Source organism: Filimonas lacunae, from assembly GCF_002355595.1.
Classification (GTDB): domain Bacteria; phylum Bacteroidota; class Bacteroidia; order Chitinophagales; family Chitinophagaceae; genus Filimonas; species Filimonas lacunae.
Window position 1 is genome coordinate 4,871,927 of record NZ_AP017422.1, and the last position, 25,885, is coordinate 4,897,811.

A 25,885-nucleotide genomic window follows, 5' to 3' on the forward strand; every position below is an offset into this window, starting at 1 on the left:
GAAAGCTGTAAAAGCAACTCTGTTTCTATATAAGATTGTTTAGCTACCAATATTTAAAAGTAAGCTTTCTAAAAATCGTCTCTCCAAAAACCTCTAACAGGTTACTAACCACCAGCACCAAAGAGGCCCGCCCTGGACAGGGCAGGCCTGAATCTATGAAAATAAAAAGGGTTGACTAACCGGACCAGTTAATCGTGCAACAGCAAAAAGTAAATTCTACATGAGGAACCAGGATTTTAAAACGAAGACCTTGCTTAGTGTATTAAAAGTGACTAATAGTAGAGGTAACGGTATAAATAAAGTGGAAGAAAGACTCATAAATGTAAACTTTTTACTTCATTAAAATAAGTATTTTATTTATTTATTTAAACAATACACTTCAAACAAGAGACATTCACTGGATTTATATGATTGAAATACTACTTTTTCGCAGGAAAAAATGGAACGAAATGTCAGCAGGGAAAGCAAAAGCAGATAGAGGAGGGAGAAACAGGCAAAAATTATCTTATTTAAAGGCTGAGTTTGAAGCAGAAAGAATAACCAGCTGGAACCAGGTATTTGCTTTTTATGCAGTAAGCACCATTGCGGTTGATTTAGGAATACATTTTCACACCTTTCAAAAAAAGGTAAAAAACAACCGTCTTTTTACATTGGATGAGTTAATACGCTTTGCCGAGAATATTAATGTTGATCATCGCATCATAATCAGTTTTGCTACAGATCAGGTTGGTGTAAAAAGAAAAGAATTGTAACAAACCCACGCTCCTTACTTATGTGCGAAATATGGGCCGTAAAAAATAGGAGCTAACTGTGCTTTCTTATCCCCGTAATACCCCATTGTAGTACTATGGAATGCCCTTTCCAGTAAAAGGCCAGGGAAGTGTAATGTTATATTGAACCGGCTCCATAATAACTATCTACTGTAACCGGCTTCTAACAGGTTGCCTGTTAAGCAATCATTCCTGTGCATAGTAAATACAGATGGCCAGTATTTGTAAAGGTGTTCTGTTGTACATACTGGCACGATATTCACCCTATAATGCTGCCATTCATGCTCACTGGTATAAAGTACAGCTTGCAAAAATGATCTGCGTTACAAAAAGGCAGGCCTGAATCTCTGAAAATACAGGAGGGCGATCTGATAATACAATTGTCATCAATTTACTCACTACAATAAGTATTTCACTTATATATACAAATACATCACTTGTAATGTGATACATTCAATGGATTTGAATAATTGAAATGCTACTTTTTCGCAGGAAAAAATAGAAAAAATGTCTACAGCGAAAGTTAAAGCGGAAAGTGGGGGGCGTAACCTGCAAAAATTATCCTATCTGAAGGCTGAATTTGATGCAGAAAGAATATCAAGCTGGGAGCAAGTATTCGCTTTTTATGCAGTAAGCACTATTGCTGTTGACTTAGGAATACACTACAATACTTTTCAACGAAAAGTGAAAACCAACCGCTTTTTTACATTAGATGAACTCATTCGTTTTGCGGGTATTATAAATGTAGACCATCGCCTGGTCATCAATTTTGTAGTAGACCAGATTGTGGTGAAAAAAGGGAAAGCGCAACCGGGTTAGCCCATTCACTTTCCCATAATCAGCCTCCTGTGAGCGTCTCCCCATTCCCCCAGCTGTCCATAAATTTTATGCAATGTGCGCCCATGCTCTGTAACCGCATATGCTACCACCGGCGGAAAAGCATCATACACTGTTCGGGTAATCAGCTTGTTTTGCTCCATTTCCTTCAGTTCTTTGGACAGTACCCGGTCGGTAATGCCATTCACCTCTTTTGAAATCTGGCTAAATCGCTTGGGGGTAAAAGAAATAGCTATCAAAATAGGAAGTTTCCAACGGCCATTTAATACATCCAGCGCATCCTGCACAGGCAGCAGCAGTTTTTTGCAGTTCTCTTCCGTATGTGCAACCACCTCGTTTTCAGTCTCTTTTTTCATCTTTCACCGCTTTACTATACAAAGGTATAGCACTATCCAAACAGATAGCTACGTACACCCCGTCCTCAATGTCAATAATTTGGCACTCTAATTTTAAGAAAGATGAAGATACTACACCTGATTTCAAGTCCACGAGGGGCAGATTCTGTAAGCATACAGTTAGGCAATGCAATAGTGGAAAAACTACAGGCAGCCTATCCTGACAGCACAGTAACTACACGTGATTTAACCATACACCCTTTTCCATACCTGGAAGAAGCACATCTGCAATCCTTTTTTACCACACCCGAACAACGTACCCCTGCATTGGAAGCAGCCGTAAAGCATTCCGATGAAGCCATTGCGCAGTTGAAAACAGTGGACATTATCGTTATAGGCGCCCCTATGTATAATTTCACTATCCCTTCTACGCTTAAATCGTGGATTGATCATATCGCCCGTGCAGGAGAAACTTTCAGCTACAGCGAAAAAGGCCCGGAAGGATTGATAAAAGGGAAAAAAGTATATCTGGCTATTGCAGAAGGCGCCATTTACTCCGAAGGTCCTATGAAAGCATACGATTTTGTAGAACCTTACCTCCGCGCTGTGCTTGGCTTTATGGGTATGACTGAAGTAATTGCCGTACGTGCAGAAGGCGTAAAAATACCCACCGTGCAGGAAAAAGCACTGGAAAAAGCCATTGCCAGCATACCCGTATAATGAAGCGTTTGTATTCAACAAAACAATAGCACAGGAAACATAAAACTCCTGTGCTATTGTATGCAAGCTAACGGATATAATTACACTCATCACTGTCCGGCTTCTCTAACACCCTATTCTCACTAAAAACTGAACTTACCGGTTTTCGGTCGGATCAGACGGAGTTTCCGTTGGATCCAACCGAAAACCAGTTTGCCCAAACAAGCTATCAGTTGGGCCCAACCGGACTTTCGTTTGCGCAAATCTTTTTCCTGTTCGTTCAAACAGGGTTTTCGTTCTCTCAAACGGAAACTCTGTTTGGCCAAACCGCCTTTCTGTTTGACCAAACCGTAAACCGGCCGGATCGGATGTTTTTTCCGTTTGGACAAATTTATCATCGGTACGTTCAAACGAACATTCCGTTTGAAAGAACAGAGGTCTTGTTCGGTCCAACCATCCTTCCGTCTGATCCAACCCTCTTCCCGTTCGCACGAATATTTTTTCCGTCGGGCAAAATTTCACACCCATTATTTACTAAAAGCAGGTAAACCTTCTGCCTCCGGCTTCCAGCTGACTTCCTTCTCTAAAAGCGCCAGCATCTCCCTTACCACCGTTAACGAGTGAGCAGGAAAAGCGGCATCATATACAGCATCTTCCGCTTTATTCATAAGTACACCTTCTGTAAAAGAACTATCATACGGGTCAGAAGCCCAATCATCCGCTGCCGACTTCCCTTCTTTCATTAACCTGTCCGCAATAATAGTTTCCCGCATGCCGGTTGCGCCAGTTTCTATGGCTTCCACTTTCACCACATAACTACAGTTTTTAAAAGGAAATGTCAGCGCCCCAACATACAGTATCCCCCCTCCCTCCTGCTTTGACTTTACAATAGTTTTTACATAAGGAAGACTACGTTGCCTAACCACTTCTACTTCAATAATACCCGTATTCATACCTATCATCAAACGCCTGTAATATTTCCGGAGCAGGTTTACATCTTTAATGGAAGGAAGATCTGGTGATAGTTGAAAAAAATGCAAGGAAAGCGCTTTGGTATGTTCCTCATTTCTCCACCGCCGCGCAGTGGCGTCGTTGGTGATTTTTTCCCAGCCCGGATCGGGTACTATAAAAAAGGATATATCCGCTTTTGCTTTTTTGGAAAACAGGGATTGTAAAAAAGAAAACATGATGCGTCAGGATTTTAAATAATACCCGCTAAAGATATCTCAAAACAAAATAAACAACAGCTGCCCTGTAACATTTACAGCATATATCCGTATACAATGGTAAATTTAAAGCCCAAGCACCTTCCGGAATGAATAAAAGAACCATACTACTGCTCGCTTTTGTACTGCTTAAATTTATTTTACAATACCAGCTGGTAAACCCTGTATACGAACTCCAGCGAGATGAATACCTGCACCTGGATCAGGCCAACCACCTTGCCTGGGGCTACCTATCTGTTCCGCCCTTCACGTCCTGGATATCTTATATCATCCAACTACTGGGCAACACCCTATTCTGGATACGCTTTTTCCCTGCCCTGTTCGGGATACTTACCATTGTAATGGTATGGAAAACCATCACAGCATTAAACGGCAGCACATTTGCACATATACTCGGCGCAACCGGTGTGCTACTATCTACCTTATTACGACTAAACATATTATACCAGCCGAACGCATTTGATGTACTTAGCTGGATGACACTATACTATTGTTTTATCCGCTATCAGCAGTCAGAAAAATCTAAATGGCTATACATCGGCGCTGTAGTGTTTGCGCTGGGTTTCTTAAACAAATACAATATTCTGTTCCTGGTGATGGGCCTTATACCCGCCATCCTCCTTACCACTCAACGTAAATTACTGGTTCGGAAAGAGCTGTACCTGTCCATGCTGTTAGCACTTGTTCTTATACTGCCTAACCTGTTATGGCAATACCACAACCATTTTCCGGTAATACACCACATGAAGGAACTCAATGAGCGGCAACTGGTGCATGTAAAAACCTCCAACTTTTTAAAAGCACAGCTACTGTTCTATGCAGGCGCTTTGTATATGATACTTGCCGCAGCATGGGCATTACTGCGCTATAAACCTTTTCAGCCACATCGCTCTTTCTTCTGGTCACTCATATCTACACTGGCAATATTTATATGCTTCCACGCGAAAGATTACTATGCTATAGGTTTATACCCTGTATACATTGCCTTTGGCGCTGTATACCTGGCCGATATCATCCCTGTGGCGCAACGCAAATACTGGTATCCCATCACCCTGCTTATACCTTTACTCATTTCTATCCGGCTTTTCCAGGTAGCCTTTCCCAATAAAACCCCGGAATACATTATCGCTAATCCGGAACAATTTAAAAGATTTGGTATGCTTCGCTGGGAAGATGGTAAAGACCATACATTGCCCTTAGACTACGCCGACATGCTGGGCTGGAAAGAACTGGCCCATAAAGTAGATTCGATATATGCTACTATACCCGGCAACGAAGAAACACTGGTACTATGCGACAACTACGGACAAACCGGGGCCATTAACTATTATACACACAAAGGTATTAAAGCAGTATCTTTTAATGCCGACTATATTAACTGGTTTGATCTTAGCAAGCAATACCGCAACCTGATACGCGTAAAAGACTACGAAAGCGCTCATGAAGAAATGGCCGAAACCAGCCCTTATTTTAAAACGGCTCAGGTAGCAGGCCAGATAGAGAATAAAAACGCCCGTGAATATGGCGCAACTATATTCCTGTTCACCGGCGCCACTGTCAATATCAATGATAAGATTAAACAGGAAATTGCAGAAACAAAAAGCAAGTGGCGATAAAATGAAAAGTACCTGCCTAATGGGCAGGTACAAAATCTTTTTGATTGGCAGGCTGCGCCACCTCTTCCTCTGTAGCTACCTCTTCTTCTACAGCCACCTGCTGTTTTTCCTCCGGTTGAGTAGCAACCGCTTCTTCCTGCCTGGGCACTTTTAACTGATGCTCTGACGTGTTTTCTGTTGAAACAACTTCCTCAGCCTGATTTTCACCATTCCCCTGCTTGTTAACCTCATCCAACCGGAAAGATATTTTACAGATTAAACCGTAACTGCTGATCTTTCCATCCTGCACATGCGCCTTTATATCTTTCACATATACCGAATCGATATTACGCACAGTTTTAGAAGCTTCCGCCACAGCCTGCTGCAGCGCATCTTCTATACCTTTTTCAGAAGTGGCAATCACTTCTATTACTTTTACGATGCTCATAGGATGTACATTTTAAACAGGTGCTGCAATTACCATTCCCTCACATGCCCCATTTAAATCACTGATGTTTAATAAGATTAGCGGGGAATTATTACCGCAGCACCACCCCGTATTATATTTTTTTAACCCATCCGATATTTTTTTGACGGAAACAAAAAGCTTCTATATTTGTAGTATAGAATAGTATAGAACTACTCTAGTGAACGAAAACTATAAGCCGTATTAAGATGATTGCTCTGCCTTCCCACAAAGAAGACTACAGGTAATCTATTACCATTATCCATTGACTATTCAAAGATTGCTTCAATTATGAAAAGTAAATCTAGCTGCTATTGTTTGTGCCTGTTGTTTACACTGCTGGCATCCCTGCAGGCACTGTCACAATCCACCACACGCACCGTTACCGTCACAGGAACGGTCAAAGACACTTCGGGCAAAATACTCGAAGGAGCCAGCATTATTGCCAATGCTAAAAAAGCAACTGCTACCAGTTCTGACCAGAACGGCCGTTTTATATTGGACGTTCCGGTAGGGTCGGATGTGGTGGTGGCTTTTGTAGGTTTTGTAGAACAGCATTTTACCATCAATAGCGACACCCGCACATTGGAGGTAACACTCAAACCCATTGCTACCAGCGGTGACGAGGTGGTAGTAACTGCCTTTGGGCGCAGGCAACGGAAAGAAGCCGTAGTAGGCTCTGTATCTACTATTAACCCGGGCCAGTTAAAAATTCCCGCCAGCAACCTCACCAATGCCATGGCAGGGCAGGTAGCGGGTGTAATAGCCTTCCAGCGCGCGGGCCAGCCCGGTGCTGATAATTCCCAGTTTTTTATTCGGGGCGTTACCACCTTAGGCTATAGCGCCAGCCCTTTAATACTGGTAGACAACGTAGAGCTCACCGCCAGCGACCTGGCACGCTTACAGGTAGATGACATTGCCAGCTTTTCTATATTAAAAGACGCCAGTGCTGCCGCCCTTTACGGCGCCCGTGGCGCTAATGGAGTGATACTGGTTACTACCAAAGAAGGAAAACCAGGCAAAGCCAGGATTAACATAAGGCTGGAAAACTCTATATCCAAAGCCACTAAAAACATTCAGCTGGCCGATCCTATTACTTATATGAAAGCGTATAACGAAGCCATTACCACACGCGACCCGCTGGCAACTCCCTTCTATACGCCCAACCAGATATTAAACACACAAGCCACCATTGACAAAGCGCCTGGCAGCAACCCTTATATATACCCGGCCGTAGACTGGATGAGCATGCTGTTTAAAAATCAAACCACCACCCGCAGGGCCAATTTCAGCGTATCGGGTGGTAACGATGTTACCAAATATTATATCGCCGGTTCTTATAACCGCGACAATGGTATATTACAGGTAAACCCTGTGAACAATTTCAACTCAGGAATGAAGTTTGAAAACTATCAGCTTCGTTCTAACCTGAATGTAAAGGTTACCAAAACAACAGAGATTGTAGTACGCTTATGGGGCAACTTCAACGACTACACCGGACCTATTTCCAAAGACAGTAATTCGCTGGCCACCGACCTATACAGCAAAGTATTACATACCAGCCCTGTGGCTTTCCCGGCTTTTTACGAGCCTGATAGCGCCACCCGTTTAAACAAACACATTCTGTTTGGCAACACCACCAATAACGCATCAGGCAGCTTGCTGGACAACCCCTATGCCGATTTAATGCTGGGCTATAAAAGCTTTTCGGAGTCAAGGATGAGCGCGCAGTTTGAAGTAAACCAGAACCTGAGCGCCCTTACCAAAGGGCTTAGTTTCCGGGGCATTTTCAGCACCAACCGCTATTCTTATTTTGATCTCATGCGGGCTTACAAACCATTCTATTATTCCGTTCAAAGCTACGACCCTAATGCCAACTACTACACCCTTCGCTGGCTTAACAACCAGCCCGGTGCGGCACAGGAGTTTCTCAGCTATTATGAAGGAGGTAAAAACATATATACTTTCATTTACTTACAGGGAACATTGGAATACAACCGCAGCTTTGGACAGCACAATGTGAGCGGTGCATTGGTAGGCACCCGCCAGCAAACCCAGCGCGGCAACTCCGGCAGCCTGCTGCAATCATTGCCCTACCGCAACCTGAACTATGCAGGCCGCGCCAGCTATGCGTATGCCAACAAATACTTTCTGGAAGCCAACTTTGGTTATAACGGATCAGAACGCTTTGCCAAAGACCACCGCTTCGGCTTTTTCCCAACTATCGGAGCAGGCTGGGTTATCTCTAACGAAAATTTCTGGAAAGGAGGTATTACAGATGTTATCACCCGTTTAAAACTGCGTGGCAGCTACGGCCTGGTAGGTAACGACAACATTGGCGACCAACGCTTCTTTTACCTCTCCAGCGTAACGCCCGATGGCGGCCCCGGGGCAGTCTTCGGCTCAGGCAACAGCACTTCCATGAACGGCACCAGCATACAGGCGTATCCTAACCCCGACGTTACCTGGGAAACTTCACAAAAAAGCAACCTGGCTGCCGAAATCACCCTGTTCAACAAAATGAACATTACTGCCGAAATATATCACGAATACCGTTATAATATCTTAATCCCCCGCGGCTACATCCCTGTTACAGCAGGCATTGAAGGCAGTGCGCAGGACAACCTCAAGGCCAACCTGGGAACCGCTTACTCGCAGGGTTTAGACTTACACATCGATTACAAACAGGTATTCTCTAAAAACCTGCAGGCATCTGTAATGGCCAACCTTACGGTTACCAGCAACAAAGCAGGCCACTACGAAGAACCGGAATACAAATATGCTTACCGCTTTCAATCAGGCAAACCCATCAACCAGCAATTTGGCTATGTAGCAGAACGCCTGTTTGTAGATGACAAAGAAGCCGCCAACTCTCCCACCCAGTTATTCGGCGGCAACAGCCTACCCATGGGTGGTGATATCAAATACCGCGATATCAACAAAGACGGTGTTATTACCTCCGACGACCAGGTACCACTGGGCCTGCCAACTACACCACAGGTAATATATGGCTTCGGCTTTTCTACCGTATACAAATCGTTTGACCTGAGTGCCTTTTTCCAGGGCCTGGCCAGAGAGTCCTTCTTTATAGATGCTTCTGCCACCGCCCCGTTTGTAGGCAATGCACAACTGCTGAAAGCCTACTCAGATAATCACTGGAGCGAAGAAAACCAGAACCTCTATGCTTTGTGGCCACGTTACTCGGCACAAACAGTAAGCAATAACACACAAAAAAGCAGCTGGTGGTTACGCGATGGCAGCTTTATGCGTCTGAAATCGCTGGAAGCAGGTTATACCTTTCCTAAAAGATGGACCACGCACATGCACCTCGAAAATGTGCGCCTGTACTTTAGCGGCTTAAACCTGCTTACGTTCAGTCACTTTAAATTATGGGACCCGGAGCAATCCGGTAATGGATTTGCCTATCCTATTCAGAAAGTGTTTAACCTGGGCCTTAACATCAATTTCTAGCTTGCCATAAACAGTTACAAGATGAAACTTCTTTTCAAAATATTACCGGTAGCCATCGCCTTACAGTTTGCTGCATCCTGCAAAAAATACCTGGATGTAACACCCGATAACGTGGCCACACTGGAAAGCGCATTTACCAATGCCAACGAAACACAGGCTTACCTGTTTGGCTGTTACTCCACCTTACAGGCCCTGGCCGATGTACGCCGCAACCCAGGCTTCACGTCCTCAGCCGAAGTAGTATTCCCTATCACCCTGCAAGACCCTACCGTGTTAGGCGGCGCAGGTGGCGATGCAGGTTTTAACCTCATGCGTGGCTTACAAAATGCCGAAAACCCGATACTCAATTACTGGCAGGGGTATAACATGGGCCTGAACCTGTGGCGTCCCATACGCATGTGTAATACCTTTTTAGACAATGTAGACAAACCTACCGATGTATCCCAGTTTCAAAGAACAAGATGGATAGCAGAAGCTAAGTTTTTAAAAGCATACTACCACTACTGGCTTATTCGCATGTATGGCCCTATACCCATTTCGGATGTAGCGCTGCCTGTAAATACCACCAGCGAAGAAGTTCGGCAGAAACAACAAACAGTAGACTCCTGTTTCAACTATGTAGTGCGTTTACTGGATGAGGCTGTACCCGGCTTACCCGCAGCCATTCAAAACTCAGCAACCGAAGCAGGCCGTATTACTTCTACCATTGCACTGGCAGTAAAAGCCGAGGTATTAACCACACAGGCAAGCCCCCTGTTCAATGGCAACCCCGACTATGCACAGGTAAAAGGTAAAGATGGGCAGTTCTTATTTCCCACCACAGCCGATGCCACCAAATGGCAAAAAGCAGCAGTAGCCTGTAAAGCAGCGATTGACGCCGCTAACGCCACGGGCGCAGGTTTATACCAGTTCACCAGCAATGGCAACATTGTTCATATGAGCGACAGTACCAAACAGCTGCTTGCATTACAAGGCGGTTTTGTGGAAAGCTGGAACCCCGAACAGGTATGGACCTTAAACCCCACTTTTGGATGGAGCTATATGGCCACACCACGCGTGAATGCCGATGCTGCTTCGGATGCCTTTGCCGTGTATTCTAACTTTTCAGTGCCCCTGGCCGAGTCGGAACTGTTTTACACCAGCAATGGCGTACCCATTACAGAAGACAAAACCTGGGACTATACCAACCGTTATAAAACGCAGCCGGGTGATGATGCACACCGCTATTATATAAAAAACAATTACACCAGCGCCAGCGGCAATTTTCACCGCGAACCCCGTTACTATTCCAGTATTGCCTTCGACGGCAGCGTATGGTTTGGATCGGGCAATACCGATGACAACAATCCCTATTATATCAACGCAGTAAACGGTTATGCATCCTATGTACCGCAACGCTATAACGTTACCGGCTACTGGGCTAAAAAACTGGTACACTATTTATCTTCTGCCGGTAAAACCACGGTATGGAAAAGTTACTCCTGGCCTTTCATACGCATTACCGGTTTATGGCTGTTGTATGCAGAATGTTTAAACGAAGCCAATGGCCCTTCCAGCGTTGCTTATGAGTGGCTGGACAAAGTGAGGGCACACGCAGGTTTACCAGGTGTGGCACAGGCGTGGACACAATACTCCCGCAACCCCGGCAAATATGCTACTAAAGATGGGCTGCGCCAGATCATACACCAGGAAAGAAGGATTGAGCTGGCTTTTGAAGGCCAGGCGGGATGGGATTTAAGAAGATGGAAAGAATTACAGAACGTACTATCCGGCCCTGTGCAGGGATGGAACTACAGGCAAAAAACAGCACCTGGCTTTTACCAGGTATCCAACGTGTACCAGCCTGTATTTAACGTGCGCGATTATTTATTTCCTATTCAGAATTACGATTTACTCACTAACCCCAACCTCGTGCAAACGCCTTACTGGCAATAACACCTGCTGGCCACATCCCATTACTACAATCACTTAACGAATACATATGAACCTACTATACAAACGGGCTTATACACTGCTGATGGCCGCCACCTGGCTGGCCGCGCAACCTGCCTGCAAAAAAACAGATGGTTATAACGATATAGTATCAGACGATACCAGCAAACCAGGTGTAGTAACCAATGTTAGAGTAACCAACTTTAATGGCGGCGCTTACATCACTTACAACCTCCCTTCGTCTAAAAACATTTTATATGTGCAGGCGGAGTATAAAATAAATGACCACGCCAGTCGTCAAACGAAATCATCTTTTTATTCGGACAGCCTTACTGTAAGCGGCTTTGCCAAAAGCCAGGATTACACCGTAACACTATACGCCGTATCACGCGCGCAGGTAAAATCCGATCCGGTACAAATAACTGTACATCCTGATACGCCACCTTACCTGTTGGTGCTGCCCACCATTGTATTAAGCAATGATTTTGGAGGTGTAAACATTCGCGTTACCAACAAAAGCAAAGCCAACCTGGGCATTATCACTATCCAGCCCGATGCGGTTACTAAAAAGATGGAGATCATCAACCAGAACTATACCAACCAGGATTCTATCAACTACAGCATTCGAGGGTACGACACCACTACATACCGCTTTGGGGTATACATTACCGATCAGTGGGGTAATATTTCCGACACGGTATATGCCAACATCAAACCTATCTATGAAGTGATGATGACTAAATCATTGTTCAAAGCCATGAAATTTCCTTCCGATGTAGGTACCGACTTTGGTTGGGAAATGCCCTACCTGTGGGATAACAACACCGGCTCGCCCGGCTTTCACTCCACCTTTCCCAGCTCAGTACCTTTGCCTAAATGGCTCACTTTTGACATGGGACAAAGCGCCAAGCTCAGCCGCTACAATGCCTGGTTCAGAGGTATTGACGGCAGCAACAACTTTCTGTGGGCATCCGGCGCACCACAAACCTGGGTAATATGGGGTAGAAACACAGATGCCGTGGATGAAACATTACCAGGCGACACATTGGCTTTACCCGCCGTAGGCCAGGCTACACCAAACGGATGGATTAATATGGGCATGTATCATTTGCCGGCACAACCTTCTGGCCTGATAGCCCCGCAATACACCAATGCCGATCTGGCTTACTGGAATGCAGGCTTTCCATTCAACTTTGATTTAAACCTGCCCAAAGTAAGATACCTGCGCTTTGAGTGTTTTACCAACGCAGGCGGCAGTAACGAATTCTTTAACATGATGGAATTAAGCTTCTGGGGCGATCCCCGGTAACACATGCAGGCATTCACTTACAAACCAATTACAATGAAACGCAACATATTCATGATCACTATAGCAGCCGGCTTGTTCCTCACAGCCGCCTGCAGCAAAAAAGCAACCGACTACCGGTCTTTTTTAAATGGCGAAGAGCTTATCTATCCCGGCGCAGTTACCAACGTAACCGTTATGCCAGGCAATGGCCGCCTGATGCTTGCATGGACACCCAGCCCCGACCCCGGCATTGCCAAATACGTGGTGTACTGGAACAACTACAACGATTCTGTAGTAATCAAAGCCACCACCCACAATGCCAGCGATACGGTAAAAACCTTGATCAATAACCTTTCGGAATACAACTATTCTTTTTATATTAATTCATTCGATAGCAGTGGTAACAAATCTATTACCACTACGGTAAACAATGCGCGCTCATACGGAGCTATCTACCAAAGCACATTATACAACCGCCTGCCGGATGCATCCACCCCTTTTGTGGTAAACGACGACAAAACAGTAACGCTGAATTTTACCACACCCGACACTATCAACATTACTACTACCATCCACTATACCAATGCAGCAGGTGCGCCTTCTGTAATAAACATTGGCCCCGGTGCCAAAACAGTAACCCTGCCCTCTTTCCTGTCAGGCTCAAAAGTCACCTACCAATCTTCTTATATTCCGGCAAAGTATGCAATAGACACTTTTACAGTGGCTGTAGCAGACACCTTCCCCGAAATATTCCGGATTGTAGTATGTAACAAAAGTTTGTTCAAAGAAATGCCCTTACCCGGCGATGCAGGCGTGTATGAATCACAAACCTCTGTAAGCAGGTTATGGGATGGCTCTACTACTCCACAGCAATACCCCAACATCTACCATAGCAACGATGCACAAAAAATTCCATTAGCATTAAGCTTTGATATGGGTGCTGTATACAACCACTTGTTAACACTGGAAGAAACAGGCAGATCGGGCAGCTATCACAGTCCGGATAATTTTGAAATATGGGGCATTGCCGATACCACCAATGCCATTACACCCTTGCCCACTCAAAACAGCGGCTGGACAGCGGATATGCAAACCAAAGGCTGGACTTTATTGTTAACAGCCAAAAGAGGAGACGATGGCGTGGCTGCCATGAAGTTTACTGTCATGGACAACCCACCGCCTGTTCGCTTTATCAGAATGCGCATACTGCATGTGGCCAGCAACTCCGACAATTCGGCCAACATGAGTGAGCTTACTTTTTGGAACAAAGAATAAATACATCCCCCGTTACAATGAGAAACTGGTGCTTTATATTTTTACTGTGGAGCGGCCTGGCACAAGCCCAGGCTCCGCTTCCGGTTTTACCGAAAGACGATTTTATTACCGTACGCGATGGACTACCTCATTTTTACCAAAGCTTACATACTACACATAAAGCCACCATTGGTTTTGTAGGTGGTTCTATTACCTACAACCCGGGTTGGCGCAACAAACTATGCGCCTGGCTGCAACAGCAATACCCGCAGGTGCAGTTTACTTTTGTAACTGCTGCCATCCCTTCACTAGGCAGCGTAGCGCATGTATTTCGCCTGCAAAACGATTTACTCAGTACTACGCGCCCCGACCTGGTGCTGGTAGAAGCCGCAGTAAATGATCGTGGCAACGGCACAGACAGCATTACACAAATACGCGCACTGGATGGCATTGTGCGCCAGATAAAGCAACAGAACAAATTCACAGATGTGGTTCTCATGTCGTTTGCCGATCCAGACAAAACCAATGACTACCACCACCACAAAACGCCTGTAGAAATCGCCAATCACGAAGCAGTAGCCGCTCACTACCACCTGCCCTCTGTAAACCTGGGCAAGGAAGTGCACGACCGCATTCAACACCACGAACTGGACTGGGATCGCGATATCAAAGACATTCACCCTTCAGAATACGGGCAGCAGCTCTACTTTCAAACAATTCAGCACCTGCTACAGGTGTGCCTTGGCAAGCAACCCGCGCGTACCATGGCTACCATACCCGCAGCCATGAACAAAGCCAGCTTTGAAGCAGGTTATTATTACGATATTACCCGTGCGCAAACAGATAACAACTGGACACTGGATAAAGACTGGACTCCTACTGATGGACTCTCTACCCGCGAAGGCTTTGTGCACGTTCCCATGCTTACCAGCGCAACACCGGGAGCCACCTTACAACTACCCTTCCAGGGCACTGCCGCAGGTATAGCAGTAACTGCCGGTGCAGATGCAGGTACTATCACCTATTCTATTGATAACGGCCCGCCCCAAACGCTGGATCTATATACCGTACATAGCAGCTGGCTGCACCTACCCAGCTATTACCTGCTGGCCGGCAATCTCACCAATGGCAAACATGTATTACATATTACCATCAGCCAGCAAACCAATACCAAAAGCAAAGGCCACGCCTGTCGTATTGTACACTTCCTGGTAAATGGCCCGCAGCTCACTAAAAGCATCACCGATTTTGTGAATCCATTCATAGGCACAGGGGCAGCAGGCTCCGGCCTTTCGGGCAACACCTTTCCTGGTGCTACCGTTCCCTTTGGAATGGTACAACTAAGCCCCGACACGCGCGATGTGCCAGACTGGGGCACTGCCTCCGGGTACGACTACAACGATAAAACCATTGCCGGCTTCAGCCACACCCACCTGAGCGGTACCGGTGTTGCCGAACTGTTCGACGTGCTGTTAATGCCCATCACCGGCCCCACCAGCACAGAGCCGGGCGATGCATCCCAACCGGGAAGCGGTTACCGTTCCACCTTCTCACATCAACAGGAAACAGCACGGCCCGGCTATTACCAGGTAAAGTTGTTACAGTATAATATCAACGCCGAGTTAACCGCTACCACACATGCCGCCTTTCATCGTTATACTTATCCAGCCAACAGCAACAGTCATGTAGTAATAGACCTGAACCACTCGCTTAACAAAAACAGCTGGAACACGCGCATCATTCAATCACAGCTGAAGCTCGTAAACGCTCGCACCATTGAAGGCTATCGCATCATCACCGGATGGGCCAAACTAAGAAAAGTATATTTTCATATAGAATTCTCCCGCCCGGTAACACAGCACCTGTTTGTGGATGGCAATACCACTTATTACAACAATGCGGTGATCAACGGCAGCAATGTGCGTGCAATACTTGATTTTGATACCCCTGCCAACAGCCCCCTGCTGGTAAAAGTGGGACTTTCCTCTGTAAGCATTGCCAACGCACAACAAAACCTGCAACACGAAATTGCCCATTGGAACTTTGACCAAACCACCACTCAGGCAAAGCAGCTATGGCAACAGGAGTTACAAAAAGTAGCCGTAGAAGGCACCGATAAACAAAAAGAGATCTTTTACACAGCCTTATACCATACCTTTTTACAACCCAACACCTTGTCGGATGTAAACGGTTCGTTTATGGCTGCCAACTATACACAACAACATACCACCGGTACCCATTACAGCACCTTTTCGTTATGGGACACCTACCGCGCCGCGCATCCATTATACACCCTGTTACAACCACAGCGAAGCGCACAATTTGTAAAAAGTATGCTTAGCCAATACACAACCTATGGCTATTTACCGGTTTGGCAGTTATGGGGGCAGGAAAACTATTGCATGATAGGCAACCATGCTATCCCTGTTATTACAGACGCCGTGTTAAAAGGCATTCCCGGCATTGATATACAGCAGGCATATGAAGCAGTAAAAAACTCTTCTCTTATCGCGCACCCCAACTCGCCTTTTGCTATTTGGGAACGCTATGGCTATATGCCGGAAAACATCCAAACACAATCTGTTTCCATTACACTGGAAATGGCTTACGACGACTGGTGCGTAGCACAACTGGCTAAGAAGCTGGGCAAAACAGCAGATTACCAGCGCTTTCTGCACCGCTCGCAATACTACCAGAACCTGTATAATCATCAAACACATTTCTTTCAATCCAAAGACGATAAGGGCAATTGGATGGCACCTTTCGATCCTTTAAAATACGGCTCTAACGGTGGCAATCCTTTTACAGAAGGCAACGCCTGGCAATACTATTGGTATGTGCCACATGATGTACCACAACTCATTACACTCACCGGTGGCAACCAGGCTTTCATCAGCAAGCTGGACAGCTTTTTCACCCTTAGCCACAACACAGAAGAGATCAATAACAATGCATCAGGCTTTATAGGTCAGTATGCACATGGTAACGAGCCCAGCCACCATGTGGCCTACCTCTACAACTATGCAGGCCAGCCCTGGAAAACACAGTACTATGTTCAGAAAATAATGCGCGAACTATACAACAATGGGTCTTCGGGCTATGCAGGCAATGACGACTGTGGCGAAATGTCGGCCTGGTATGTATTCAGCGCATTAGGCTTTTACCCGGTGAACCCTGCTAATGGTGTATATGCCATCGGCAGTCCGCTATTGGCCCATGCAAAGCTGCAATTACCCGGAGGAAAAACATTTACCATCCGCACCCATACATCATCTGACAATGACATCTATATTCAATCGGCCACTTTAAACGGAAAACCTTACACGCACACCTATATCCGCCACAGCGATATTATGCAGGGCGGCACACTGGAGTTTACGTTAGGCCCGCAACCAGCTACCAGCTGGGGTGTACTACCAGATGACAAACCTATTCACAACAGTTTTTAATTTCATAATCATACCTATCCATGCGTTTAATCCCCTCTTACAAAATTGCATTATATCTTCTGCTGGCAGGTGCACCCGTAACGGCAACACTGGCACAGCAAAAGACCGCCGGCAAAGCCCCGCTACGCCTGTGGTTTGATAAACCAGCCACACAATGGGAAGAAACACTACCCCTGGGCAATGGCCGGCTGGGCATGACGCCCGATGGCGGCGTAACCCGCGAAACCGTTGTGCTGAATGATATTACCTTATGGTCGGGCGCACCACAGGATGCCAACAACTACGAAGCATATAAAAAACTACCGGAGATAAAAAAACTGCTGATAGCAGGTAAGAACGATGAAGCCCAAAGCATCATTGACAAAGACTTTATCTGCACCGGCAAAGGATCGGGCGGCGATAACTATGGCTGCTTTCAAATGCTGGGCAACCTGGAATTGCTGTATAGTTATAACGGGGTAACCGGCAACCAGGTGCAGCCCACTCACTACAGCAGAAGCTTATCCCTGTCGGATGCGGTAGCACATTGCAGCTATGAGGTGAACGGCGTAACCTATACCCGCGAATACATTACCAGCTTTGGCGATGACATCAACATCATTAAACTCACCGCCAGCAAGCCCGGGCAAATCAATTGCACTCTTAGCTTGAATCGTCCGGAAAAAGCCACCAGCCATGTTCAGGGCCAGCAACTGTGGTTGTATGGTCAGCTCGAAAATGGCATTAACGGCAAAGGCATGCGCTACCAGGCCACTGCACAAGCCCAGCTACAAGGTGGCACCCTTACCACCAGCAACAATACACTGGTGATTAAAAATGCTACGTCTGTTATCCTGTTTATAGCCGCAGCTACCGATTACAAGGATAGCGCGTACCAGCAACACCTGCAGCAAACCCTTGCCGCAGCTATGCGCAAAAGCTATACGCAGCAGGTACAAACACATATTACCCGTTATCAAAAACTATTTAACCGTGTAAGCGTAACCCTCGGTAACAGTGCTGCCGACAGCCTTCCCACCGACACGCGCCTTACCCGTTTCAGACAACAACCCAACAGCGACAATTCCTTACCAGTACTGTTTTTCCAGTTTGGTCGCTACCTCAGCATAGCGAGCACCCGTGTAGGCCTGCTGCCCCCCAACTTACAGGGCTTGTGGGCCAACCAGGTGCATACACCCTGGAACGGCGATTACCATTTAGATGTAAATGTGCAAATGAACCATTGGGCACTGGAAACTGCCAACCTCTCTGAGTTAAACCTGCCTTTAGCCAACCTGGTAGCCGACATGGTGCCACATGGCGAAAAAACAGCCAAAGCCTATTACAATGCCAATGGCTGGGTAGCACACGTTATCACCAACCTGTGGCAGTTTACCGAGCCTGGCGAAAGTGCATCCTGGGGCATTTCCAAAGCAGGCTCCGGCTGGCTTTGTAACAACCTGTGGCAGCATTACCTGTACAGTAACGACAAAAGCTATCTGCAAAAAATATATCCGGTACTAAAAGGCTCTGCTACCTTTTATGTAAGTATGCTTACAGAAGATCCTGCCACACACTGGCTGGTTACGTCCCCCGCTTCGTCTCCGGAAAACTCTTTTTACCTGCCCGATGGCAGTGGCAAATCGGCCAGCATATGTATGGGACCTACTATCGACAACCAGATAGTGCGTGAACTGTTTAACAACGTAATCGCTGCATCCCAGGTGCTGGGCACAGATGCCGCCTTCCGCACAACGCTGCAAACCACACTGCAACGCGTGCCCCCTGCCGGACAAATATCCAAAGACGGACGCCTGATGGAATGGCTGCAGGACTATAAAGAAACCGACGTAAACCACCGGCATATTTCGCACCTGTATGGTTTATATCCTGCCCCGCTTATTACGCCCGAAGCCACCCCCGAACTGGCAGAAGCCTGTAAAAAAACATTAAACGTGCGCGGTGATGATGGCCCCAGCTGGTCTATTGCTTATAAATTGTTATTCTGGGCACGCCTGCACGATGGCAACCGCGCCTACAAATTGTTTTGTGAGATTATGAAGCCAACGCTGAAAACAGATATTAACTATGGAGCCGGTGGCGGCGTATATCCCAACCTGTTAAGCGCCGGCCCTCCGTTTCAGATAGATGGCAATTTTGGCGCGTGTGCCGGTATTGGCGAAATGCTGCTGCAAAGCCACGCGGGCTTTATACACCTGCTGCCCGCTATACCTGATAACTGGCAGGCCGGCGGCTCTGTGAAAGGCTTAAAAGCAGAAGGAAACTTTACAGTGGATTTCAGCTGGAAAGATGGTAAAATTACAACGTATACCATTACTGCTCCACAGCCCTTTACTACTGGGGCATGGAACAATACATTGTGCAGGAAACACTGGCATCCCGCAGCCTGGCCGCCAGTCAGAAAGGGATATCGCTTGCTTGTGTGGGTAAACTGCTGGCCCCGCTGTTGCTGAATGTGCCCGGCTTAATGGCCGTGCATTTATACCCGCACCTGACCAACACAGCTACTGTGTTTCCTAAACTGGTAAGCGATGTGCTGCCACCCGCCATAGCAGGCTTTATTGCCGCCATTGTATTTGGTGGCGCACTCAGCACCTTTAACGCAGGGCTCAACAGCCTGGGTACCTTGTTTGTGGTAAACCTGTACCAACCCTGGCTGGAACACCGCCACAAACCTTTCCACGAAAAGAAAGTAGTTAAAGCAGGCAGACTGTTTCAACTACTGGTGATTATATGGGCCGTATGTTTTTCGCCTTTTATCATGTATTTCAGCGGCGGCTTTTATAACTACCTGCAAAAAGCATCCAGCTTTTTCAGCGTACCGGTATTCACCATTATGGCAGTGGGTTTTGTAACCAAACGCACGCCGCCCATAGCCGCCAAAGCAGGATTATTATTTTTTGTGGTAAGCTATGTACTTACCCAGTTTGTTTTTACCACCAGTCTGCACTATCTGCATGTGCTGGCCATATTATTCGTGATTACTGTAGCCGGTATGCTACTGATAGGCAGGCTGTACCCCATGCCCCGGCCGTTTCAGCTGCAAACCACTACCACCATTAACGTGCAGCCCTGGAAAAACCGCTACTGGTATTTTGGCGCATTACTGATAGCCATGATACTGATGTTTGTGCTGTTTTCTCCTTTGGGACTTGCCGCATAACGATTGCCTGAAACTCGTGAAAAGAATAACAATGAACTCAACAAGATTAATGATTAAATAAAAAAATACAGATGAAACGATTGAGGTTATATAGCGGCCTGTTACTGGCAGCATTATGTGTAAAGCTATCTGTATTTGCACAACAGCAAATTGATATCCAAACCAGCCATACCAGCCTGGTGTTTACAGTTGCACCAGACCACAAGCTATATCAAAGCTATCTGGGTAAAAAACTAAGTAACACTACCACCGGCGCCGCCAACAGCACCCAGTTTGAAAGCTATGCACCGGGTGGCGGCAGTTACCTGTTCGAGCCTGCCATACGCATGGTACATACAGATGGCAATCCATCGCTTGACCTGCGCGTAGCCAATGTGCAAACCACTCATCCCGACAAAAACAATACGGTTACCTGTATTGTATTAAAAGATTCCGTATACCCGGTTACCGTACAGTTATTCATCTCTGCTTACGAAAAGGAAGACGTGATTCAATCGTGGACAGTAATCAGCCACCAGGAAAAGAAGCCGGTGCGTCTTACTCACTTTGCATCGTCTATGCTACACTTCCAGGCCACCAATTACTGGCTTACGCATTTTCATGGCGACTGGGCAGAAGAGATGCATGAAGAAGAAAACAAGCTTACCAGCGGTATTAAGATCATAGACAGCAAACTGGGCAGCCGTGCCCATATGTACCAGACACCCGCCTTTTTGTTATCACTCAACGATAAAGCCACCGAAACCGAAGGCGAGTTAGTGGCCGGCACCCTGGCATGGTCGGGCAATTTTCAGTTCCTGTTTGAAATGGACGAAAAGAACCAGCTGCATGTGTTATCAGGCATGAACCCCTACGCATCGGACTACGAACTCGAAGCCAATAAAACCTTTACCACTCCTGCGTTTATATTCACTTACAGTAACCAGGGCAAAGGACAAGCCAGCCGCAACCTGCATAGCTGGGCACGCAACTACGGCGTACTCAACGGCAAAGGCAGCCGCTATACTTTGCTCAATAACTGGGAAGCCACACAATTCGATTTCAACGAACAAAAGCTAAGCGGTTTGTTTAAAGAAGCCAGCCTGCTGGGTACCGACCTGTTTTTGCTGGATGATGGCTGGTTTGCCAACAAGTATCCACGCAACGACGACCACGCAGGCCTGGGCGATTGGCAGGAGAACAAACAAAAGCTACCCAGCGGCCTTGGCTACCTGGTAAAAGAAGCGGCGGCCAATGGCGTAAAGTTTGGCATTTGGCTGGAACCGGAAATGCTGAATCCGAAAAGCGAGCTGTACGAAAAGCATCCTGACTGGGTTTTAAAACTGCCTAACCGCCAGGAACACTATTACCGCAATCAGCTGGTGCTGGACATCATCAACCCCGCCGTGCAACAATTCGTGTACAACATAGTAGATGAAATACTGTCTAAAAACCAGGGCATTGCTTATATCAAGTGGGATTGTAACCGTATGATGACGAATACCTATTCCCCTTTCCTGCGCGACAAGCAATCGCATGTATACATTGAGTACGTACGCAGCCTGTATGCCATACTGGAAAAACTACGGGTAAAATACCCCACCTTGCCCATGATGCTGTGTAGTGGCGGCGGCGGTCGCACCGATTATGGAGCTTTAAAATACTTCACCGAGTTCTGGCCCAGCGACAACACCGATCCTTTCGAGCGCGTGTTTATACAATGGGGCTTCTCCTATTTCTTCCCGGCCAACACCATCGCCTGCCATGTTACCTCATGGGGCAGGCAGTCGTTAAAATACCGTACCGATGTAGCCATGATGGGCCGCCTGGGTTATGATATAGATGTGGCCCGCATGTCAGAAAAAGATCTGCAATTCAGCCAGCAGGCCGTAAAGAATTACAAACAATTAAGCAACACCATCTGGCAGGGTAACCAATACCGTTTGATAAACCCCAACCAGGAAGAACGTGCAGCAGTGATGTATGTAGAAGAAGATAAAAAGAAAGCCGTATTGTTCTCTTACACCCTGCACCCACGCTACGGCACTAACTGGACGCCGGTAAAATTACAGGGATTAGATGCGGCTAAATTGTATACCGTAAAAGAAACCAACCTGTATCCCGGCACCCATTCCGAGCTGGCAGAGAACAACAAACAATTCACCGGCGAATACCTGATGAATATTGGCCTGAACGTTTCCAGCAGCAACCAGTTAACCAGTGCAGTAGTAGAAATCATTGTAGAATAATCACTTATGCCCATACGTATGAAATATTTTTTTTTATTACTGGTGTCCGGCACCGGCATGCTAATATCCACTTCTTGCCAGGCCCGCCCCAAAAGCACAGACACCCTTAACATCCCTTTCGGCGCCCGGGGCCGTATCATCTATCATTTGCAGCAGGGCACCTATTCCGTGCTGCAAAATGAGATAGCCACCGTACATAATGCTTATGCGCTGTGCCAGAGCAGGCAGCAGGATTACGACTCCCGTAACCCCGGCACACACACCTATACCCAAACAACCGCCAGCACACCTGCTGGTAAAGCCACCGTGTATACCATTACACACCAAAGCAATAACGGGCAGTTACAGCAACTGTTTTACATCTACCCCCATCAAAACTATTTCATCACCCAGGTGCGTGTTAAAAGCGAACAAACAGGCTGTAATAAGATCTCACCTATGGTAGCTGCCGTCGTAGACCTTCCCGGCAAAGGCAATCATCCCTATGCTTTGCAGGTACCTTTTGATAATGATATGTGGGCCCGCTATCATGCACAGGAACTGGGCAACAGCAGCTTTACCAGCAGCGAAGTAACCGCACTATATAACAACGACACGTATGCAGGTATAGTGCTGGGATCACTGGAGCAGGATGTATGGAAATCAGGCATCGGCTTTTCTACCGGTAACGAAACAAAGCCCCCTTCGATGATACTCTATGCCGGCCTGGCCGACTCCATTATCACTCACGACCGTTGTGAACATGGTGCTGTGTTACCTCAAAACGGTTACTGTACTTCACCCAAAATGATGGTGGGCTTTTTTGACGACTGGCGCAATGGCATGGAAACCTATGCACGCCTGCACCTGAAATACGAACCACGCATAGTGTTTAGCTGGAACCAGGCCACCCCTATGGGCTGGAACAGCTGGGGCGCTATACAGGATAAGATCAGCTACAACAAAGCCGCCGCTGTAACCCGCTTTTTCGTGGACAGCTGCCAGGCTTTCCGCAATGCAGACAACAGCCTGTTCATTGACCTGGACTCATTCTGGGATAACATGGTAGAAGGTGGCCTAGACGGCAACACTAATAAGCTACAGCAGTTTGTAGCCTATTGTAAAAAGAACGGTTTTAAACCCGGCATTTACTGGGGGCCGTTTACCGACTGGGGCAAGTACGATCGCGCCATAGAAGGCTCCTCCTTTCAATACCAGCAAACCTGGACACAACAGAATGGCAAATTTGTAGACACCGATGGTGGTCGCGCTATGGACCCCACCCATCCCGGAACACGCGACAGAGTACGCTACACCCTATCCCACCTGGTAAAGCTGGGCTTCCAGATGATTAAGATCGATTTTTTATCACATGGAGCTATCGAAGGCGACTATTTCTACGACCCTACCGTTACCACCGGCATGCAAGCCTACCGCAAGGGTATGGAACTGGTAGACAGTGTATTGGATGGTAAAATGCTGGTATACGCCGCTATATCGCCCAACATTGCCACAGCCCGCTATGTACACATGCGCCGTATTGCCTGCGATGCTTTCAGCGCTATTGACAATACCGAGTACACTTTAAACAGCACCGGCTATGGCTGGTGGCAAAACCAGCTGTATAACTATATAGATGCCGATCATGTTGTTTTTGGCACTGCCCCCGACAATATGAACCGTGCCCGCCTGGCTTCCTCGCTGGTTACAGGCACGCTCACTACCGGTGATGATTTTTCATCAAAAGGCAAATGGACCAGCATGGCCCTGCAATTGCTGCAGAACAAAGCACTGCTTACTATCGCTAAAAACGGGAAAAGCTTTCGCCCGGTTGACGCCAACACCGGCAATAAAGGAGTGAATGTGTTTACACAGGAAATAAACGGACAACGCTATATTGCCGTGTTTAACTACACCGATAAAGAACAGGAGTACCACATTCCTCTTCAACGTGCAGGCGTTCTCTCCAAAACACCACAGCAGGCAACGGAACTGTTTAGCAACAGCCCTATACCACTTAACAATAATAGCTTACAGGTAACAATACCAGCCAGTGATGCGGTAATATACCGGCTGAATAAACTATAACGAATTTCTTCTGATTAAAACGGTAGGTATAATCTCTTGTATCTTTTCGCGGTGCAGCACAAATTCTGCCGCTCGTTCTGCCATCAGGGTAAAATCGGTAGAATACGTGGTGATGCCATCGCAGATGATCTCTTTTACCAGGTCATCGTTATGAGAGAGGATACCTACCTCTTTTCCCAGCTTCAGGCCTTTGGCCATACAATCTTTCAGCATAGCCCACAGCTCACTGTTGTTGATGGTAAAATACACATACCCTTTTTCAATAGTACCGGGTATGTACTCCGATTTAATAGTGCTGTTGATCTTATACTGCTTTATAAACTTCTTATAAGCATTGAGTATTTCAATAGGCGTATCTGAACTGGGCCTGTGGTAGTATATCATGCCCTTATATTGCTGAATGGTGCTGCTCAACTCTTTAAAAGCTGCATAAGACGACTTTTCAAATTCCTGCGCCACATAAGAGAACTCACCTTCCAACGGCTCGTAACGGTCTATCATCAGGAATTTAGACATAGGCAGCGTGCCTAAAATTTCGGACGTTTTCTTATGTGGTATAGGCGCTACCACATACATGCCATACTTACCCCGCACATTAGAGATAATACTCTCAAATACATCCATATTATTGTGATGAAAAAACACATCTATATGCACGCCCTTACCCAGCTTATCGCGTAAGGTTTTATAAAATACTTCCTGGAAGCTGTCAAAAGCAAAGATGATCAGCGCCAGGCGCAAATTCTGTTCGGTATCTTCATTGGCTACATAAAACCCCACGCGGTTTTTACTTTCTACAATGCCGCGGCTGGTAAGCTCTTTATAACTTTTAGCAATGGTTTCCCGGGCAAAACCCAACTCTTTAATCAGGCTGTTTACCGAAGGCAGCATATCACCCTGCGAAAGAATTTTATCATTAATAGCATTGATAATACCCTGTACAAGTTGTTCGTGTTTAGATAAGCCGTTTATACTTTCCAGCTGACGTATCTCCTGGTACACATCCCGCATAAATAATCAGTAGTTTTTCAATTGTTTACAAACACATGCTGCTTTCTCACATCTGCACCGGTTAACATCTTAAAAGCGTAAGACGGGAAAGACA

The 25,885-nt window shown here is 46.5% G+C and carries 17 protein-coding genes and 1 pseudogene; 13 read left to right on the forward strand and 5 right to left on the reverse strand.

Annotated features, from left to right (window positions below):
- Nucleotides 1-449: 449 nt before the first annotated feature.
- Both FLA_RS19155 and FLA_RS19160 read left to right on the forward strand, forming a co-directional pair.
- Nucleotides 450-752, forward strand: coding sequence for a hypothetical protein (locus FLA_RS19155; protein ID WP_096511176.1), 303 nt, complete (start codon nt 450-452; stop codon nt 750-752).
- Between the two features lie 525 nt (nt 753-1,277).
- Entirely contained in the window at nt 1,278-1,589 is a 312-nt protein-coding gene (locus FLA_RS19160) for a hypothetical protein (RefSeq protein ID WP_076379067.1), read from the forward strand.
- A 5-nt stretch (nt 1,590-1,594) separates the two neighbouring features.
- Here FLA_RS19160 and FLA_RS19165 read toward each other — a convergent pair whose 3' ends face one another.
- Nucleotides 1,595-1,963, reverse strand: coding sequence for a winged helix-turn-helix transcriptional regulator (locus FLA_RS19165; protein ID WP_076379069.1), 369 nt, complete (start codon nt 1,961-1,963; stop codon nt 1,595-1,597).
- A gap of 102 nt (nt 1,964-2,065) precedes the next feature.
- Here FLA_RS19165 and FLA_RS19170 point away from each other — a divergent pair.
- Nucleotides 2,066-2,590: pseudogene (locus FLA_RS19170) on the forward strand (FMN-dependent NADH-azoreductase); the annotation flags it as partial.
- Here FLA_RS19170 and FLA_RS32080 read toward each other — a convergent pair.
- Both FLA_RS32080 and FLA_RS19180 read right to left on the reverse strand, forming a co-directional pair.
- Entirely contained in the window at nt 2,536-2,652 is a 117-nt protein-coding gene (locus tag FLA_RS32080) for a hypothetical protein (RefSeq protein ID WP_394337500.1), read from the reverse strand. The pseudogene FLA_RS19170 and the gene FLA_RS32080 sit on opposite strands and share 55 nt — an antisense overlap.
- 516 nt (nt 2,653-3,168) lie before the next feature.
- Nucleotides 3,169-3,828 (reverse strand): hypothetical protein, encoded by a 660-nt coding sequence (locus FLA_RS19180; protein WP_076379075.1) that lies wholly within the window; start codon nt 3,826-3,828, stop codon nt 3,169-3,171.
- A 128-nt stretch (nt 3,829-3,956) separates the two neighbouring features.
- Between FLA_RS19180 and FLA_RS19185 the strand changes: the two genes are divergently transcribed.
- On the forward strand, nt 3,957-5,483 hold the full coding sequence (locus FLA_RS19185) for a glycosyltransferase family 39 protein (protein WP_076379077.1): 1,527 nt from the start codon (nt 3,957-3,959) through the stop codon (nt 5,481-5,483).
- Nucleotides 5,484-5,499: 16 nt separating this feature from the next.
- Here the strand turns inward: FLA_RS19185 and FLA_RS19190 are convergent, their stop codons facing one another.
- A complete protein-coding gene (locus FLA_RS19190; protein WP_084206209.1) occupies nt 5,500-5,910 on the reverse strand; it encodes a dodecin family protein in 411 nt (136 codons plus the stop codon).
- Nucleotides 5,911-6,219: 309 nt separating this feature from the next.
- On the opposite strand from FLA_RS19190, the gene FLA_RS19195 reads away from it, so the two are divergent.
- From FLA_RS19195 to FLA_RS19235, 9 genes are all read left to right on the forward strand, one after another.
- Nucleotides 6,220-9,399, forward strand: a complete 3,180-nt coding sequence (locus FLA_RS19195; RefSeq protein WP_084206210.1) for a SusC/RagA family TonB-linked outer membrane protein — start codon at nt 6,220-6,222, stop codon at nt 9,397-9,399.
- A gap of 21 nt (nt 9,400-9,420) precedes the next feature.
- Nucleotides 9,421-11,334 carry a RagB/SusD family nutrient uptake outer membrane protein gene (locus FLA_RS19200; protein WP_076379079.1) on the forward strand — a complete coding sequence of 638 codons (1,914 nt, stop codon included), beginning with the start codon at nt 9,421-9,423 and terminating at the stop codon, nt 11,332-11,334.
- Nucleotides 11,335-11,380: 46 nt separating this feature from the next.
- A complete protein-coding gene (locus tag FLA_RS19205; RefSeq protein ID WP_076379081.1) occupies nt 11,381-12,640 on the forward strand; it encodes a DUF4959 domain-containing protein in 1,260 nt (419 codons plus the stop codon).
- A gap of 33 nt (nt 12,641-12,673) precedes the next feature.
- A complete protein-coding gene (locus FLA_RS19210) occupies nt 12,674-13,894 on the forward strand; it encodes a DUF4998 domain-containing protein (protein ID WP_076379083.1) in 1,221 nt (406 codons plus the stop codon).
- Nucleotides 13,895-13,911: 17 nt separating this feature from the next.
- Nucleotides 13,912-17,322: a GH92 family glycosyl hydrolase gene (locus FLA_RS19215; protein WP_084206211.1), complete on the forward strand. Its 3,411-nt coding sequence runs from the start codon at nt 13,912-13,914 to the stop codon at nt 17,320-17,322.
- A gap of 20 nt (nt 17,323-17,342) precedes the next feature.
- Nucleotides 17,343-19,775: a glycoside hydrolase family 95 protein gene (locus FLA_RS19220; protein WP_231940284.1), complete on the forward strand. Its 2,433-nt coding sequence runs from the start codon at nt 17,343-17,345 to the stop codon at nt 19,773-19,775.
- Nucleotides 19,667-20,485, forward strand: a complete 819-nt coding sequence (locus tag FLA_RS19225; protein ID WP_096511496.1) for a sodium:solute symporter family transporter — start codon at nt 19,667-19,669, stop codon at nt 20,483-20,485. The genes FLA_RS19220 and FLA_RS19225 overlap by 109 nt, the downstream gene beginning before the upstream one ends.
- Nucleotides 20,486-20,556: 71 nt before the next feature.
- Nucleotides 20,557-22,713: an alpha-galactosidase gene (locus FLA_RS19230; protein WP_076379089.1), complete on the forward strand. Its 2,157-nt coding sequence runs from the start codon at nt 20,557-20,559 to the stop codon at nt 22,711-22,713.
- Between the two features lie 18 nt (nt 22,714-22,731).
- Nucleotides 22,732-24,780, forward strand: a complete 2,049-nt coding sequence (locus tag FLA_RS19235) for an alpha-galactosidase (RefSeq protein ID WP_084206212.1) — start codon at nt 22,732-22,734, stop codon at nt 24,778-24,780.
- Here the strand turns inward: FLA_RS19235 and FLA_RS19240 are convergent.
- The gene (locus FLA_RS19240; protein WP_076379091.1) at nt 24,775-25,791 is read right to left on the reverse strand and encodes a GntR family transcriptional regulator; all 1,017 of its coding nucleotides are present in this window, start codon (nt 25,789-25,791) and stop codon (nt 24,775-24,777) included. The genes FLA_RS19235 and FLA_RS19240 overlap by 6 nt on opposite strands.
- Nucleotides 25,792-25,885 lie beyond the last annotated feature (94 nt).